We start from the raw sequence: 15,760 nt of genomic DNA on the forward strand, positions 1-15,760 counted from the left end.
GACACTTCATTTTTATTAAATAAAAAACAGGATATCCGATGAAAATTTTAAAGAAAGCAATAACCTTAAATGTAGGTTTAGTGTTGATGGGTTCTGCAGTTTTTGCTCAAGATTTAAATGACGCGAAAAAAGCCATCGACGCGGAGCAGTATCAAAAAGCATCATCAATGCTTAAATCATTGGTGAGTTCAAAAGCTTCAGATGGTAATAATTATTACAATCTTGGTTTGGTTTACCTAAAAACCGGTTATATCGACTCTGCCAGGGCCGTATTTACCAAGGGTGTTACTGCTGATCCGAAAAACAACTTAAACTTAATCGGTTTAGGTGAAGCAGATATGTTATCTAATAACCCAAGTTCTGCTAAGACTAATTTTGACAAGGCAGTAGCTTTGGCACCTAAAGACTACAAAACTTATTTGTATATCGGTAAAGCCTATTTAGCACAGGATAAACCGAGTGATGATGTATCAAAACCGGATTTTACCAATGCTTTAGCAAATATTACCAAAGCAGATGAGTTAGATTCTAAAGATAAGGATGCTGAAGTTTTCTTAGCACAAGGCGATGCTTATGCTTTGCAGAAAAAAAACTCTGAAGCATTGGGTCCATATATGCGTGTTGGTGATGTTGATCCTAACAACAGAAGAGCTAAAACGCAGATTGGTAAAATGTACAAAGAATCAAGGGCTTTTCCTGAAGGCGAGAAAGAATTACAGGATGTAATTGCTGCTGATGCAAACTACGGTCCGGCTTACCGCGAGTTAGGTGAGTTATATTTACAATGGAGTAGTTTTGGTACAGATAAAGAAAAAGCAAAAAAAGCCATTGAGAATTACAAAAAGTACATGGACTTAACAGATAAATCTTTGGAGTCTCAGTTGCGTTATGCTCAATTCTTATTTTACGCAAAAGATTTTCCAACTTTGGAGCAGGTAGCATCAACTATACAAGCACCAGCTAACGATCCTAAGAGTGCTATCGTATCCAGGATGAAAGGTTGGGCTGCTTATGAGAATAAAAACTATCCTGCTGCACTTACCAGCATGAATGATTTCTTCGCTAAAGAGAAAGACCCTAACAAAATCCTTGCTTTCGATTATTTATATTTAGGTAAAGCTCAGTTAAAAGCTGGTCAAGATAGTTTAGCATTAATTAATATCACTAAAGCTGTAGAAAAAGATTCTACAAATGCCGATGCATTGGCTGAAGTTGCTAAAAGTTTTTACGATGCTAAAAAATATGCTAAATCATCTGAGATTTATGAGAAAGCTATAAAAGCTAATCCTAACGGAAAAGGAGCTTTATATAACTATTATTATAATGCAATGGCAAATTATTTTGATTATGCTGCAAAATTAACAGCTAAACAAAATCCTTCAAAAGATATCTTAGTAAGGGCTGATTCGTCAATTGCTAAAGTGACACAACTAGCTCCTGAAACTTACGACGCATATTTAACAAGAGCTCGTATTAACAGTTTGTTGGATGATGAGAAAGAGCCTAAGGGTTTGATGCTTCCGTTTTATGAGGAGTATATCAAAAAGATAACTGAAAAACCTGAATTAGCTACAGCAAACGCTAAGAAACTTTCTGAAGCTTATGATACTATTGGTGGTTATTATTACTACAAAGACAAGGAAAAAGCTAAAGAATATTTTAATAAAAGTGTAGCTGTATATCCTACTGGAACTTTTGCAGCAGCTAAGTTAAAAGAATTAGCTGCTCCAGCTCCAAAAGGTAAAGGCAAATAATTAAAAAGTTAAATAATTTAGAAAAGGCAGAGTTTGGTTACTCTGCCTTTTTCTTTTACTTTTGCAATCACAAAATAATAATTATGCAAGCGCAAAGTTCGGCTATAGATTTTTTACCAATTATATTTCAAGTAATTGTTGCTTTAGGTTTCGTAGTAACTACATTGGTTGCTACCCACTTTTTAGGTCCAAAACGCAAAACGAGTGATAAGTTAGAAACTTTTGAAGCGGGTATAAAATCAGTAGGTAATGCCCGCCAGCCTTTCTCTATCAAATATTTTGTAGTAGCCATCTTATTTGTACTTTTCGATGTGGAGGTTATCTTTATGTATCCATGGGCAGTTAATTTCCGTGCATTACGTATGGATGGAATGATTGAAATGTTCATTTTCATGGGCACATTATTGCTGGGTTTCATCTACGTAATCAAGAAAAAAGTTTTAGACTGGAACTAATTCAGTTTACAGTTCACAATTGGCTTTAATGCCACTAGTTTTATAAACTGATAATCGAAAAATACCAATTGAAAACTGAATGTGTATCACTTACACTAACTCTATCGGGTTTTAGTTATTTAGAAAGGTTCTAAATCGAGTAAAGCTCGCTTGTTTGCCTGTAAAATATTGTAAATTTGTTGCTCATTCTGCAAAGGGATGAGCATTTTTTGTTTATAAACATGAGTGAAATTAATATAGTTGATGCGCCTCCAGGAATAGAAGGATCTGGCTTTTTTGCTACTTCTATTGATAAAGTGATTGGTTTGGCCCGCTCAAATTCATTATGGCCTTTACCTTTCGCAACTTCTTGTTGTGGAATCGAGTTTATGGCAACCATGGGTTCTCATTATGATTTAGGTCGTTTTGGTGCTGAACGCTTAAGCTTTTCTCCCCGTCAGGCTGATGTTTTAATGGTTATGGGTACCATTGCAAAAAAAATGGCCCCGGTATTAAAACAGGTTTATATCCAAATGGCAGAGCCACGTTGGGTAATGGCGGTTGGTGCCTGCGCAAGTAGTGGTGGTATTTTTGATACCTATTCGGTACTGCAAGGTATTGATGAAGTAATTCCGGTCGATGTTTACGTTCCGGGATGTCCGCCTAGGCCAGAAGCCATTTTAGATGGTTTCCAACGTATCCAGGATTTAGTGAAGAATGAATCAGGCAGAAGAAGAAATTCTGATTATTACAAAGAACTTTTAGGTCAATACGGCATTAAATAATGGAAGAAACGACGCTAAATAACAACATAAACGTTAAACTGACTGAAAAGTTTGGCGAAAAAGTTACTGCTGTTTCTGAACCTTATGGGTTATTAACTTTTGTAACTTATAAAGATGTTATTGTAAATGTGCTTTCACATCTTAAAGAAGAATTAAAATTCAATTTTCTAACGGATATTACAGCAGTTCATTACCCTGGTAAAGATCATGGTATCGCTGTTGTTTATCATCTGCATAACATGGTAGAGAAAGTTAGGATCAGGATTAAGGTTTTCATTTCAGAGCAAAATCCAACTATCCCAACTGCAACAACGGTTTGGAAAGGTGCGAACTGGATGGAGCGTGAAACTTATGATCTGTTTGGAGTTAAATTTGAAGGTCACCCTGATTTACGCCGTATTTTAAATATGGATGATTTGGGTGTTCATCCGATGCTGAAACAATATCCATTGGAAGATCCGAACAGAGTGGATAAAAAAGACGAATTTTTTGGAAGGTAACCGCTTGTCCTCTAAAGGAGAAATTGGGTAGAAGATAAAATTAAATATTATAAACATTGAAAGGAAGTCCCCTCCAGGGGATTTAGGGGATATGAATCATAACCATCCGGTATTTACAGATAACGACCCGCAAAGTGAGCTGGTAACCTTAAACTTAGGTCCAACACACCCTGCAACCCACGGCGTTTTTCAAAACGTTCTGCAATTAGATGGCGAACGCATTGTGAGCGGCGTTTCTACTATTGGGTACATCCACCGTGCTTTCGAAAAGATTGCCGAGCATCGCCCTTTTTACCAGATTACTCCACTTACCGACCGTTTAAACTATTGCTCTTCTCCTATTAATAATATGGGCTGGCACATGACGGTTGAGAAGTTGTTAAATATTCAAATGCCGAAACGTGTAGATTATCTTCGGGTAATCATTATGGAGCTTTCGCGTATTGCCGATCACATTATCTGCAACACGATTATTGGTCAGGATACCGGAGCTACCACCACTTTCTTATACCTTTTTCAGTTTCGCGAACACATTTACGAAATCTTTGAAGAAGTATGTGGTGCGCGTTTAACTACAAATATTGGACGTATTGGTGGTTTCGAAAGAGATTTCAATGATATCGCCTTTGCTAAAATCGATAAGTTTTTAAAAGAGTTCCCTAAAGCATTAAAAGAGTTCGAAAATCTGTTAACACGTAACCGTATTTTTATTGACAGAACGGCAGGTGTTGCAGAGGTTACCCAGGAAAAAGCGTTAGAATATAGTTGGACTGGCCCACTTTTACGTGCCACAGGTGTAGATTACGATGTTCGCATAAGTGACCCATATTCTTCTTATCAGGATTTCGATTTCGAAGTTCCGGTAGGTACTAGCGGTGATATTTACGACAGGTATTTAGTGCGTAACGAAGAAATGTGGCAAAGTGTCCGCATTATCGAACAGGCAGTTGTGAAGTTAAAAACAGAGCCAAAAGGCATTTTCCATGCCGATGTCCCTGAATTTTACCTTCCTCCAAAACAAGAAGTTTACAACAATATGGAAGCATTAATCTATCACTTCAAAATTGTGATGGGTGAGATTGATGCACCAAAAGCAGAAGTTTATCACGCTGTAGAAGGCGGAAATGGAGAATTAGGATTCTATCTGATCAATGATGGAGGCCGTACACCGTACCGTTTGCACTTCCGCAGACCAAGTTTTATAAACTACCAGATGTTTGCACCAATGAGCGAGGGCATGTTATTGTCTGATGCCATTATCAACATGAGTAGTATGAATATTATTGCAGGAGAATTAGATGCTTAAAGTAGAAGAACAAACACCTGTAGTGTTTTCATCAGAATTGCTGGCCAAATTTGATGAAGTAAAAAGCCGTTACCCTGAAGGCAAACACAAATCAGCTTTGCTACCATTATTACATTTGGTACAGGCCGAATTCCTTTGGGTAAGTACACCAGCAATGGATAAGGTGGCCGAATATTTAAATATTCAGCCGATTGAAGTTTATGAAGTGGCAACATTTTATACGATGTACTTTTTAAAACCACAGGGTAAGTATGCCTTAGAGGTTTGCCGTACTGGCCCTTGTTGCCTGGTTGGTGCCGAAAAAATATTAAGCCACCTGGAAAATAAGTTGGGCATTAAAGAGGGTGAAGTTACTGCCGATGGTTTATTCAGCTTTAGAGGAGTTGAATGCTTAGCTGCCTGTGGTTTCGGTCCGGTGTTGCAAATTAGCCCGGAATATACTTTCTACGAAAACCTGACTGAAGCAAGTGTAGATAAATTGATTGAAGATTTGAAAAATAAGTCCTAAGTCGGGAGTCTTAAGTCGTGAGTCGTTTTGACTTAAGACTAAGGACTGTGGACTACGGACTATAGACTAATTAAAATGTCTCGAAAACTGTTACTAGAGCATATAAACGTACCAGGCATCAATACGCTTGAAGTCTATCGCCAAAAAGGCGGGTATCGTGCTGTGGAAAAAGCCCTGAAAACTTTAACACCTGAAGAGATTGTTGAAGAGGTTAAAAAATCAGGCTTACGCGGTCGCGGAGGTGCGGGTTTCCCAACGGGGATGAAATGGAGTTTTTTGGCCAAACCTGAGGGTGTTGCACGTTATTTGGTGTGTAATGCTGATGAGTCTGAGCCAGGGACTTTTAAAGACCGTTATTTAATGACTTACATTCCCCATGCTTTAATTGAGGGAATGATTGTTTCGAGTTTCGCTTTAGGTGCAAAGGTTTCTTATATCTACGTACGTGGCGAAATGATGCCTCAGATCCGTATTTTAGAAAAAGCCATTGCTGAAGCTAAAGCCGCCGGATGGTTGGGTAAAAACATTTTAGGTACTGGTTACGATTTAGAATTATATGTTCAGCCAGGTGGTGGTGCTTATATATGTGGTGAAGAAACCGCATTGTTAGAATCACTTGAAGGTAAAAGGGGTAACCCACGTATTAAACCACCATTCCCGGCGATTGCTGGTTTGTATGGTTGCCCTACAGTGGTGAACAATGTTGAATCGATTGCTGCTGTTGTTCCGATTATCAATGATGGTGGCGATGAATATGCAAAAATTGGCATCGGTAGAAGTACAGGTACAAAATTAATATCCGCATCAGGTAATCTAGTAAAACCAGGCGTTTACGAAATCGAATTGGGTTTGCCGGTAGAAGAATTTATCTATTCTGATGAATATTGTGGTGGTATCGCTAATGGTAAACGTTTAAAGGCAACAGTTGCAGGTGGATCATCTGTGCCTATTTTACCTGCTAATTTAACCTTAAAATACGCTAATGGCGAGCCCCGTTTAATGAGTTACGAATCATTATCAGAAGGTGGCTTTGCTACTGGTACCATGATGGGATCGGGTGGTTTTATTGCTTTTGACGAAGATCAGTGTATTGTTAGAAATACCTGGAATTTTGCGCGTTTTTATCACCACGAAAGTTGTGGACAGTGTTCACCTTGTCGCGAGGGTACCGGGTGGATGGAAAAAGTGCTGCATAAAATCGAACATGGTCATGGCAGCATGGAAGATGTTGATTTATTGTGGGATATCCAACGCAAAATTGAGGGTAATACCATTTGTCCGTTGGGTGATGCAGCAGCCTGGCCGGTAGCCAGTGCAATCCGTCACTTCAGAGATGAATTTGAATGGCACATTAAAGAACCGGTTAAAAGCCAGAGTCAAAATTACGGTATTGCTAATTATGCAACACCGATTGAAAAAGCTCCGGTAGCGGAAGAGAAATAAATATTTAGGTATTACGGTTTGTGATACTAAAATTCTAAAGCCGCAATTTGCGATCTTAGAAAAGGAACTTAAGGCAATGAATATGTAAATGAAAGAAGAAATATCACCAGCGATCATCCCCAACGAAGTAATAGTTAATAAAATATATCTTTTTAGAGGAGTTAAGGTGATGTTAGATTCTGATTTGGCAGAACTCTTTGGTGTTGATACTAAGCGATTAAAAGAACAGGTTCGAAGAAACATAGAAAGGTTCCCTGAACATTTTATGTTCGAATTAACAAAAGAAGAAAATGAAGTCTTAAGGTCGCAATTTGCGACCTTAAGACACGGACAACACTCAAAGTATCTTCCGTTTGCATTTAGCGAGCATGGTATTTTGCAACTATCGAACGTTTTAAAAAGTAAACAGGCGGTAGAAGTAAGTATTAAAATTATTGATGTTTTTGTACAGCTTAGAACGATGGTTTTAAGCAATACAGAAATAAGATTAGAAGTAGAAAAAATAAAAAAGAAGGTAGATAATCAAGATAAAAATATTGAAGTCATATTCAGGTATTTTGATGAGTTACTAGAACAGAAAGAAAAGCCAAGAAAAGAAATTGGTTATAAGATCCCGAAAGGGAAATAATATAAAATTGGTTCGTAGAGACACGAACCAGGGCGAGATAAAGAAATAAAAAGAATATCATTAACCATGAGTGAAAAAGTTAAGGTTACGATAGATGGGATAACAGTAGAGGTTGATAACGGAACAACCATTCTGAATGCTGCAAGGCAGATCGGAGGAGATATTGTTCCGCCAGCAATGTGCTATTATTCTAAGTTGCAAGGCAGTGGCGGTAAATGCCGTACCTGTATTGTAAAGGTGACTAAAGGTTCGGAAAAAGATCCTCGCCCTATGCCAAAGTTGGTGGCTTCTTGCCGTACAACGGTAATGGACGGAATGGAAGTGCTTAATATTACTTCTCCAGAAGTTTTGGAAGCACGTGCTGGAGTTGTGGAAATTTTGTTGATTAACCATCCCTTAGACTGCCCTGTTTGTGATCAGGCAGGTGAATGTGATCTTCAGAATTTAGGTTATGAACACGGTTTGCAAAAAACACGTTATGAGTTTGAACGCCGTACTTTTGAACGTATCGATATAGGCGATAAGATTCAGTTGCACATGAACCGTTGTATCTTGTGTTACCGTTGTGTTTTTACTGCAGATCAGATTACTAATAAACGTGTTCATGGTATCCTAAACCGTGGCGATCATTCTGAAATTTCTACTTATATCCAACAAGCTGTTGATAACGATTTCTCAGGAAACGTAATTGATGTTTGTCCTGTTGGGGCTTTAACCGATAAAACTTTCCGTTTTAAAAACCGTGTTTGGTTTACCAAACCAGTTGATGCACACCGGGATTGCGATCACGAAAAATGCAATGGTAAAGTAACCCTTTGGTACAAGGGAGCAGATGTTTTACGTGTTACGGCCCGTAAAGACCAGTTTGGTGAAGTAGAAGAGTTTATCTGTAATACTTGCCGCTTTGATAAAAAAGCAACTGCTGATTGGGTGATCGAACACCCAACTCATATTGATGATACTTCGGTAATTGCATCAAACCACTACGAAACATTAAAACCTTTGCACGTAATTCAGCCAAATGAGGCTTTACAGGCTGCAAATGAAATTGAATTACATAAAACAGTTAAATACTAATGGATAGCGCTTTTGTTATAGAAAAATTTATCCTGGTAGCTGTAATTTTCGGCATCAGTTTAGTTATTGCCATGTATTCTACTTATGCAGAACGTAAGGTTGCTGCGTATTTACAAGATCGTTTAGGACCGGATAGAGCTGGTCCCTTTGGTATTTTACAGCCTTTGGCCGATGGTATCAAAATGTTTATGAAAGAGGAAATTATTCCGACAACATCAAGCAGGTTTTTATTTATCGCCGGTCCGGGTTTAGCTTTGCTTTGTGCCTGTATCGGTACAGCCGTTATTCCATGGGGTAGCCCTGTTTTAATCGCTGGCAAAACTATTTCCTTACAGGTTTCAGATATCAATGTTGGTGTTTTATACATTTTCGGTGTGGTATCTTTAGGTGTTTATGGTGTAATGATTGGTGGGTGGGCCTCAAATAACAAATATTCTTTGTTGAGTGCTATCCGCGCAGCTTCGCAAAACATCAGTTATGAAATTGCAATGGGATTATCGATTATCGCTTTGCTTTTAATGACAAATACCTTAAGCTTAAAAGAAATTGTTGGTCAACAGCATGGATTAAACTGGAATGTTTGGTATCAGCCGCTTGGATTTTTAATCTTTATGGTTTGCTCTTTTGCAGAAACCAACCGTGCACCTTTCGACCTACCTGAATGTGAAACCGAGTTGATCGGTGGTTATCATACCGAATATTCATCAATGAAATTAGGTTTTTACCTTTTTGCAGAATATATCAACATGTTCGTATCATCGGCAGTAATGGCAGCCTTATATTGGGGCGGTTATAACTATCCTGGAATGGATTACGTTGCTGCACATTTAGGTCCAACCTGGGCTCCACTTATTGGTACGGCTGTTTTCTTCGGAAAAATTGTAATGTTCATCTTTTTCTTTATGTGGGTACGTTGGACAATCCCTCGTTTCCGTTATGATCAATTGATGAATTTAGGTTGGAAAGGTTTAATACCTTTGGCGATTGCCAATATTATAATAACAGGTGTTGTGATTGCTATTATTGAGAAGTTTTAATTATGGAATCATTAAGTAATAAGAAAAAAGTACTGGAACAAAAGCCGTTGAGCTTTATGGAGCGAATGTACCTGCCGGCAATTGCCAAGGGTATGGGCATTACCATCAGTCACTTATTTAAAAAAGAGGCTACAATAAGATATCCTGAAGTGGAACGCGAATTCTCGACCAACTTCAGAGGGATGCACTCGCTAAAACGCGATGAGAATGGTAAAGAACGCTGTACTGCATGTGGTTTATGTGCTTTATCTTGTCCTGCTGAAGCCATTACTATGATCGCTGCAGAGCGCAAGCCGGAAGAGAAAGATTTATATCGCGAAGAAAAATATGCAGCAACTTACGAAATCAATATGTTACGCTGCATTTTCTGTGGATTATGTGAAGAAGCTTGCCCTAAAGAGGCGATTTATTTAGATGGGCCGATTGTACCTGCTGACTATTTACGTAAGGATTTCATTTACGGGAAAGACAAGTTGGTAGAGGCTCCATTGGAAATGAAAAAATAATTAGATAGAATCATCATGCTGAACTCGTTCAGTATCTATCAAACCAGATCCTGAAATAAATTCAGGATGAAGAAAGCATAATAAAATTGCACCCCCAATAAAATGGGATAACAGTACCACGATAATGATGGTACAGAAAACAAATAAATAAACAATTAATTAATGAGTACACAAGTATTCTATTTCGTAGCCACATTAAGTATCATCTTTTCGCTGCTGGTGATTTTTGCAAAAAATCCGATCCACAGTGTATTGTACTTAATCCTTACCTTTTTTACCTTCACTGTTCACTATGTGTTGTTAAACGCACAGTTTTTAGCGGTGGTAAACTTTATTGTTTACATGGGCGCAATAATGGTACTCTTCCTTTTTGTACTGATGTTGCTTAACCTGAACAAAGAAACCGAACCAAGTAAATCTCCATTGATCAAAATCGTAGGCGTAATTGCCGGAGGCTGTTTGGTGATAACCTTAATCGGTTCTTTAAAATCAGCTAGTATTACAAGCCCGTTGATCTTGAAAAACCCGGGATTGGGATTGGTAGAAAATTTAGGTAAGGAGCTTTTTGGCCCATTTTTATTACCATTCGAATTATCATCTCTATTACTGTTGGCAGCAATGGTTGGAGCCGTTTTATTATCTAAAAGAGATGAGGTAGAAGCATAATGGAAAATTTAACATCACAACTTCAGGGCGTTCCGCTAAATCACTACATCTATTTAAGTGCCATTATTTTCTCTATCGGCGTAATCGGTGTACTTACCCGCAGAAATGCCATCGTAATCTTTATGTCGGTTGAGCTGATGCTTAATGCAGTTAACTTACTTTTAACTGCGTTTTCGGTTCACAGTAACGATCCATCAGGACAGGTTTTCGTATTCTTCATTATGGCTTTGGCAGCAGCAGAGGTTGCAGTTGGTTTAGCTATTATCGTAATGGTTTACCGCAATACGAAATCGATAGATATTAATGTTTTAAATCGCCTTAAGTGGTAAATATATAATAAGAATGACAATAGAACAATTGATTTGGTTGGTTCCTTTACTTCCTTTTTTAGGATTTGTAATTAACGGACTAGGCAGAAACTCTTTATCTAAAGGACTAGTTGGCATCATTGGAAGCGGAGTAATCCTGGCATCCTTTATCATCAGCGTAGTTATTTTCTTTAGTTTACAAGGCGATACACAAAAAGCTCACGAAGTATTTTTATTCGATTGGATTACTGCAGGTGCATTGCACATTCCTTTATCTTTCCTGGTTGATCCTTTAAGCTCAATCATGCTTTTGATCATTACCGGGATCAGTTTCCTGATCCACCTGTATTCTACCAGCTATATGCACGATGATGCTGGTTTTGGTAAGTTTTTCGCTTACCTAAATCTGTTTGTGTTCTTCATGCTTTTATTGGTATTGGGTTCAAACTATATCGTGATGTTTATCGGTTGGGAAGGCGTTGGTTTATGCTCATACCTGTTAATCGGATTCTGGTATACCAATAATGCTTATGCATCGGCAGCAAAAAAAGCTTTCGTGATGAACCGCATCGGTGATTTAGGTTTTTTATTAGGTATATTCTTAATTTTCAACACTTTTGGCAGTGTAGAATTTGCTAAAGTTTTCCCTCAGGCAGCTAATATGTTGCCAGGTAATGATACTTTGGTTTTAATCACCATTTTATTGTTTATCGGTGCCTGCGGTAAATCGGCACAATTACCATTGTTTACCTGGTTACCTGATGCGATGGCCGGACCAACACCAGTTTCAGCTTTAATCCACGCAGCAACCATGGTTACCGCTGGTATTTATATGATTGCGCGTTCTAGCGTATTGTTTGATTTGGCACCACTTACCCAGCACATTATTGCCATTGTAGGTGCAGCGACTGCTTTAGTAGCTGCAATTATTGCCTTAACACAAACAGATATCAAAAAAGTATTGGCTTACTCCACCGTGTCTCAACTGGGATATATGTTTTTAGGGCTTGGCGTTGGTGCTTATACAGGTTCATTTTTCCATGTATTAACTCACGCATTCTTTAAAGCATTATTGTTCCTGGGAGCAGGGTCGGTTATACATGCCATGCATCATGAGCAAGATATGCGCCAGATGGGCGGATTGAGAAAAAAACTTCCGGTTACTTTTTTAACCATGTTGATCGGGACCATTGCTATTTCAGGTTTACCACCGTTCTCTGGTTTCTTCTCTAAGGATGAAATTTTAGCACATGCTTTCCAGGCTAGTCCAATTTTATGGGGAGTGGGGGTATTGACTGCATTCTTGACCGCATTTTACATGTTCAGAATGATGTTTTTAACTTTCTCTGGTAAATATCGTGGAACACACCATGAAGAAAGCCATGTACACGAATCTCCTACAGCGATGACTTTCCCTTTAATCATTTTAGCTGTTCTTGCAGCAATTGGTGGAGTAATCAACTGGCCTCACGTTTTTGGTGGTAACGAGTGGTTGGCACATTGGTTATCAGGAGCAGGTGTTGCACAGCATGAGTTGGAATTAAGTCACTCAACTGAATATTCGTTAATGGGTGTTTCGGTAGCAGCGGCTGTTATAGCTTTATTATATGCTTACACCAGGTATGTAAAGGGAGCACGCGTTCCTGTTGCTGATGAAGCACCGCGTTCACCATTGGCAAAATTATCATATCATAAATTCTACCTTGATGAAATTTATGATTTCATCATCACAAAACCTTTGGATGCATTATCGAAATTCTTCTATAGGATTGTCGATAATAAATTGATTGATGGAATTGTGAACGGATTAGGATGGAGCACCAACGAAGCCAGTAAAGGTGTACGTTTGTTACAGAGTGGAAACGTAGGTTTCTATATATTTATGATGGTATTTGGTATCATCGCATTGCTTGCATATACATTTTATTACATATAAAAAGGGTTCAAAATTAAATAATGGAACAACTTTTACTACTTATATTTCTTCCGCTTGTAGGTGCAATGATCACTGCACTTGCTGGTAAGTCGGCTAAAATCGTTTCTACCGTATTTTCGGTGGCTTCTTTGGTGCTGGCTTTGGTTATCGCCTGTAATTTCATTCCAAATGCAAGTACCCAGTTTGAGGTTAACCTGCCATGGATTGCTGATTTGGGTATTAATTTCCATGCGGGCATTGATGGCATTAGCCTGTTGGTGGTATTGCTTACCAACTTACTGGTACCGGTTATCATCTTATCGAGCTATAACCATGAATATAAAAATCCTGCTGCATTTTATGCATTGATTTTGTTCATGCAATGTGGCTTATTACTGGTATTTACAGCATTGGATGCTTTCCTGTTTTATATTGGATGGGAAGCCGCATTAATCCCGATTTATTTTATTTGTGCCGTTTGGGGAGGGAAAGACCGCATCCGCATCAATATGAAATTTTTTGTGTACACCATTGCAGGTTCACTATTTATGTTGATGGGTATTATCTATCTATATCTTCAAAACCCGGCACACAATTTTGATATTCATGCATTTTATGCTTTAAACTTAGATAGTGCACAACAGGGATGGATTTTCTGGGCTTTCTTTATCGCTTTTGCCATTAAGATGCCGATTTTCCCTTTCCACACCTGGCAGCCCGATACCTATACAGCAGCGCCAGCACAGGGAACGATGTTGTTATCAGGTATCATGTTAAAAATGGGTATTTATGGTGTCATCAGGTGGTTATTGCCAATTGTACCAGCAGGCATTCACGATTGGGGCCAAGTGGCTATTATTTTATCGATAATTGGTATTGTTTATGCTTCGCTGATTGCTTTTACACAAAAGGATGCTAAACGTTTAGTCGCCTATTCATCCATCGCTCACGTTGGATTAATATCGGCTGGTATCTTCGCTTTCAACCAGCAAGGTATGCAAGGTGCGATGGTACAGATGTTAAGCCACGGTATTAATGTGGTTGGTTTATTTTTTGTTTTAGATATCATCTTTTCTCGTGTTAAAACCAATAAAATTGAAGAGTTGGGTGGGATAGCAAAAGTAGCACCACAGCTGGCGCTTACTTTTCTGATCATTGTTTTAGGTACCGTAGCTTTACCGGGAACAAACGGATTTATTGGGGAATTTTTATTACTGATGGGTGTTTACAATTATGGCATCTGGGCAGCTGCAATCGCCGGTTTAACCATCATCTTTGGTGCCGTATATATGTTGCGCATGTACCAGAATGTAATGCTTGGCGAAACCAACAGTTTAACCATCACTTTCACTGATATTAAAGGAACTGAAAAATTGGTTCTTTATATTATATGTGCATTAATTATTGTTTTGGGAGTTTATCCGAAACCAATTTTGCACTTAACAGAGGCATCTGTACAACATTTATTAGAACAGGTAAATCAAAAATTAAACACAGTAAATTAAGCAATGAATATTATTATAACCATTAGTATAACAGCTTTTATAGTGCTTTATGCAGGTTTGTTTAAAGCAAATAAAGCATTACTACCACTTACCGTTGTTGGCTTACTTACTGCATTAGGATTTACTTTCTGCGCATGGAACGGCAATGCCGTTCATTTCGGAATGATGCAGACTGATAATTTTGCCCTCGCATTCTCAGGTGTTTGCATTGTGGGTACACTTTTAATCTTCTTATTAACACAGAACTATTTCCATTCTAAAAGCGATAATATAGCTGAATATTATACCCTCATTCTTTTCGCACTTGCCGGAATGATCATGATGGTGTCGTATAAAAATATGGCCATGTTGTTTGTAGGCTTAGAAATCATGTCGGTGAGTTTGTACATTTTGGCAGGTATCCGTAAAAAGGATTTTGCCTCTAATGAAGCTTCTTTAAAATATTTCTTAATGGGTGCTTTTTCAACAGGATTTTTGTTGTTCGGTATTACCTTGATTTATGGTGCAACAGGCTCATTCGATTTAGATAAGATCCAGGCTTACCTGGTTGACCATACCACCTCGGTTTCGCCGATATTTTATCCAGGTGTTATCTTGATGATGATTGGTCTTTGCTTTAAAGTTGGTGCCGCGCCTTTTCACTTCTGGACACCAGATGTATACGAAGGTTCGCCAACATTGATCACTACTTTTATGAGTACAGTGGTTAAAACTGCTGGTTTTGCTGCTTTTTTAAGATTATTTGCGGGTTCACTTGCCCCACTTCACGATTTTTGGGTTGCCCCGCTATTGGTTATCGTTTGTTTGACCTTATTTATCGGTAACGTAACGGCCTTGTTCCAAAAAAACTTCAAAAGGATGCTGGCCTATTCCAGTATCTCACACGCGGGTTACCTGTTGTTTTCATTAATTGTTTTAACCAAAAGTTCTGGAAACAATGTGTTGGTTTATGCAGCGGCTTATACCTTTGCATCAATTATCGCTTTTGCGGTATTAATATTAGTGAAACAAAAAACAGGTAGCGATAGCTTCGAAAGTTTTAATGGTTTAGGTAAGAAAAATCCTTTAGTAGCTTTATCACTTACTATTGCCATGCTATCTTTAGCCGGTATTCCATTAACTGCGGGTTTTATTGGAAAGTACCTGATGTTCCTTAATGTAATGACCCAGTATAAAACTTTGCTGGTTGCATTTGCTATTTTAAACGCACTGGTAGGCTTTTATTATTATTTTAAAGTAATTGTGGCTATTTGGTTTAAAGATGGAGCAGAAACAGAGCTTTCTACTCCTTTACAATATAAAGTTGTATTGTTGGTATCAGTAGTAATCACACTTATTTTGGGTATTTATCCTGCAATTATTTTAAACCTGATATAGGTATGCTGTTG

At 38.2% G+C, this 15,760-nt stretch carries 16 protein-coding genes; all 16 read left to right on the top strand.

What is annotated here, in order from left to right; all coding sequences use genetic code 11:
- Positions 1–38: 38 nt before the first annotated feature.
- Positions 39–1,754 carry a tetratricopeptide repeat protein gene (locus FFJ24_RS24125; protein WP_138819654.1) on the top strand — a complete coding sequence of 572 codons (1,716 nt, stop codon included), beginning with the start codon at positions 39–41 and terminating at the stop codon, positions 1,752–1,754.
- 83 nt (positions 1,755–1,837) lie between these two features.
- On the top strand, positions 1,838–2,209 hold the full coding sequence (locus FFJ24_RS24130; RefSeq protein ID WP_138819655.1) for an NADH-quinone oxidoreductase subunit A: 372 nt from the start codon (positions 1,838–1,840) through the stop codon (positions 2,207–2,209).
- A 221-nt stretch (positions 2,210–2,430) separates the two neighbouring features.
- Entirely contained in the window at positions 2,431–2,973 is a 543-nt protein-coding gene (locus FFJ24_RS24135; protein WP_131533237.1) for an NADH-quinone oxidoreductase subunit B, read from the top strand.
- The gene (locus FFJ24_RS24140) at positions 2,973–3,473 is read left to right on the top strand and encodes an NADH-quinone oxidoreductase subunit C (protein ID WP_138819656.1); all 501 of its coding nucleotides are present in this window, start codon (positions 2,973–2,975) and stop codon (positions 3,471–3,473) included. Before FFJ24_RS24135 ends, FFJ24_RS24140 begins: the two co-directional genes overlap by 1 nt.
- 91 nt (positions 3,474–3,564) lie before the next feature.
- Complete coding sequence (locus tag FFJ24_RS24145; RefSeq protein WP_138819657.1) at positions 3,565–4,779, top strand: NADH-quinone oxidoreductase subunit D; 1,215 nt, start codon at positions 3,565–3,567, stop codon at positions 4,777–4,779.
- Positions 4,772–5,287, top strand: coding sequence for an NAD(P)H-dependent oxidoreductase subunit E (gene nuoE, locus FFJ24_RS24150; RefSeq protein WP_138819658.1), 516 nt, complete (start codon positions 4,772–4,774; stop codon positions 5,285–5,287). Before FFJ24_RS24145 ends, nuoE begins: the two co-directional genes overlap by 8 nt.
- A gap of 75 nt (positions 5,288–5,362) precedes the next feature.
- Positions 5,363–6,730, top strand: a complete 1,368-nt coding sequence (gene nuoF / locus FFJ24_RS24155) for an NADH-quinone oxidoreductase subunit NuoF (RefSeq protein ID WP_138819659.1) — start codon at positions 5,363–5,365, stop codon at positions 6,728–6,730.
- Positions 6,731–6,818: 88 nt separating this feature from the next.
- Complete coding sequence (locus tag FFJ24_RS24160) at positions 6,819–7,358, top strand: ORF6N domain-containing protein (protein WP_138819660.1); 540 nt, start codon at positions 6,819–6,821, stop codon at positions 7,356–7,358.
- 66 nt (positions 7,359–7,424) lie between these two features.
- Positions 7,425–8,435 carry a 2Fe-2S iron-sulfur cluster-binding protein gene (locus FFJ24_RS24165; protein WP_025146330.1) on the top strand — a complete coding sequence of 337 codons (1,011 nt, stop codon included), beginning with the start codon at positions 7,425–7,427 and terminating at the stop codon, positions 8,433–8,435.
- Positions 8,435–9,472, top strand: coding sequence for an NADH-quinone oxidoreductase subunit NuoH (gene nuoH / locus FFJ24_RS24170; protein ID WP_138819661.1), 1,038 nt, complete (start codon positions 8,435–8,437; stop codon positions 9,470–9,472). The genes FFJ24_RS24165 and nuoH overlap by 1 nt, the downstream gene beginning before the upstream one ends.
- A 2-nt stretch (positions 9,473–9,474) precedes the next feature.
- Positions 9,475–9,978, top strand: a complete 504-nt coding sequence (locus tag FFJ24_RS24175) for an NADH-quinone oxidoreductase subunit I (protein ID WP_025146332.1) — start codon at positions 9,475–9,477, stop codon at positions 9,976–9,978.
- Positions 9,979–10,140: 162 nt separating this feature from the next.
- Complete coding sequence (locus FFJ24_RS24180) at positions 10,141–10,644, top strand: NADH-quinone oxidoreductase subunit J (RefSeq protein WP_138819662.1); 504 nt, start codon at positions 10,141–10,143, stop codon at positions 10,642–10,644.
- Positions 10,644–10,973, top strand: coding sequence for an NADH-quinone oxidoreductase subunit NuoK (gene nuoK / locus FFJ24_RS24185; protein ID WP_055908793.1), 330 nt, complete (start codon positions 10,644–10,646; stop codon positions 10,971–10,973). Before FFJ24_RS24180 ends, nuoK begins: the two co-directional genes overlap by 1 nt.
- A 13-nt stretch (positions 10,974–10,986) precedes the next feature.
- On the top strand, positions 10,987–12,888 hold the full coding sequence (gene nuoL / locus FFJ24_RS24190; RefSeq protein WP_371716932.1) for an NADH-quinone oxidoreductase subunit L: 1,902 nt from the start codon (positions 10,987–10,989) through the stop codon (positions 12,886–12,888).
- Positions 12,889–12,908: 20 nt separating this feature from the next.
- A complete protein-coding gene (locus FFJ24_RS24195; RefSeq protein WP_138819663.1) occupies positions 12,909–14,372 on the top strand; it encodes a NuoM family protein in 1,464 nt (487 codons plus the stop codon).
- A 3-nt stretch (positions 14,373–14,375) separates the two neighbouring features.
- A complete protein-coding gene (locus FFJ24_RS24200; protein WP_138819664.1) occupies positions 14,376–15,749 on the top strand; it encodes an NADH-quinone oxidoreductase subunit N in 1,374 nt (457 codons plus the stop codon).
- Positions 15,750–15,760: the final 11 nt, after the last annotated feature.

The sequence above is a fragment of the Pedobacter sp. KBS0701 genome, from assembly GCF_005938645.2.
GTDB lineage: Bacteria > Bacteroidota > Bacteroidia > Sphingobacteriales > Sphingobacteriaceae > Pedobacter.

Bases quoted from the DNA above. Each gene is read 5' to 3' on its own strand.
- FFJ24_RS24125 (WP_138819654.1), top strand. From the start codon at position 39: ATGAAAATTTTAAAGAAAGCAATAACCTTAAATGTAGGTTTAGTGTTG.
- FFJ24_RS24130 (WP_138819655.1), top strand. From the start codon at position 1,838: ATGCAAGCGCAAAGTTCGGCTATAGATTTTTTACCAATTATATTTCAA.
- FFJ24_RS24135 (WP_131533237.1), top strand. From the start codon at position 2,431: ATGAGTGAAATTAATATAGTTGATGCGCCTCCAGGAATAGAAGGATCT.
- FFJ24_RS24140 (WP_138819656.1), top strand. From the start codon at position 2,973: ATGGAAGAAACGACGCTAAATAACAACATAAACGTTAAACTGACTGAA.
- FFJ24_RS24145 (WP_138819657.1), top strand. From the start codon at position 3,565: ATGAATCATAACCATCCGGTATTTACAGATAACGACCCGCAAAGTGAG.
- nuoE (WP_138819658.1), top strand. From the start codon at position 4,772: ATGCTTAAAGTAGAAGAACAAACACCTGTAGTGTTTTCATCAGAATTG.
- nuoF (WP_138819659.1), top strand. From the start codon at position 5,363: ATGTCTCGAAAACTGTTACTAGAGCATATAAACGTACCAGGCATCAAT.
- FFJ24_RS24160 (WP_138819660.1), top strand. From the start codon at position 6,819: ATGAAAGAAGAAATATCACCAGCGATCATCCCCAACGAAGTAATAGTT.
- FFJ24_RS24165 (WP_025146330.1), top strand. From the start codon at position 7,425: ATGAGTGAAAAAGTTAAGGTTACGATAGATGGGATAACAGTAGAGGTT.
- nuoH (WP_138819661.1), top strand. From the start codon at position 8,435: ATGGATAGCGCTTTTGTTATAGAAAAATTTATCCTGGTAGCTGTAATT.
- FFJ24_RS24175 (WP_025146332.1), top strand. From the start codon at position 9,475: ATGGAATCATTAAGTAATAAGAAAAAAGTACTGGAACAAAAGCCGTTG.
- FFJ24_RS24180 (WP_138819662.1), top strand. From the start codon at position 10,141: ATGAGTACACAAGTATTCTATTTCGTAGCCACATTAAGTATCATCTTT.
- nuoK (WP_055908793.1), top strand. From the start codon at position 10,644: ATGGAAAATTTAACATCACAACTTCAGGGCGTTCCGCTAAATCACTAC.
- nuoL (WP_371716932.1), top strand. From the start codon at position 10,987: ATGACAATAGAACAATTGATTTGGTTGGTTCCTTTACTTCCTTTTTTA.
- FFJ24_RS24195 (WP_138819663.1), top strand. From the start codon at position 12,909: ATGGAACAACTTTTACTACTTATATTTCTTCCGCTTGTAGGTGCAATG.
- FFJ24_RS24200 (WP_138819664.1), top strand. From the start codon at position 14,376: ATGAATATTATTATAACCATTAGTATAACAGCTTTTATAGTGCTTTAT.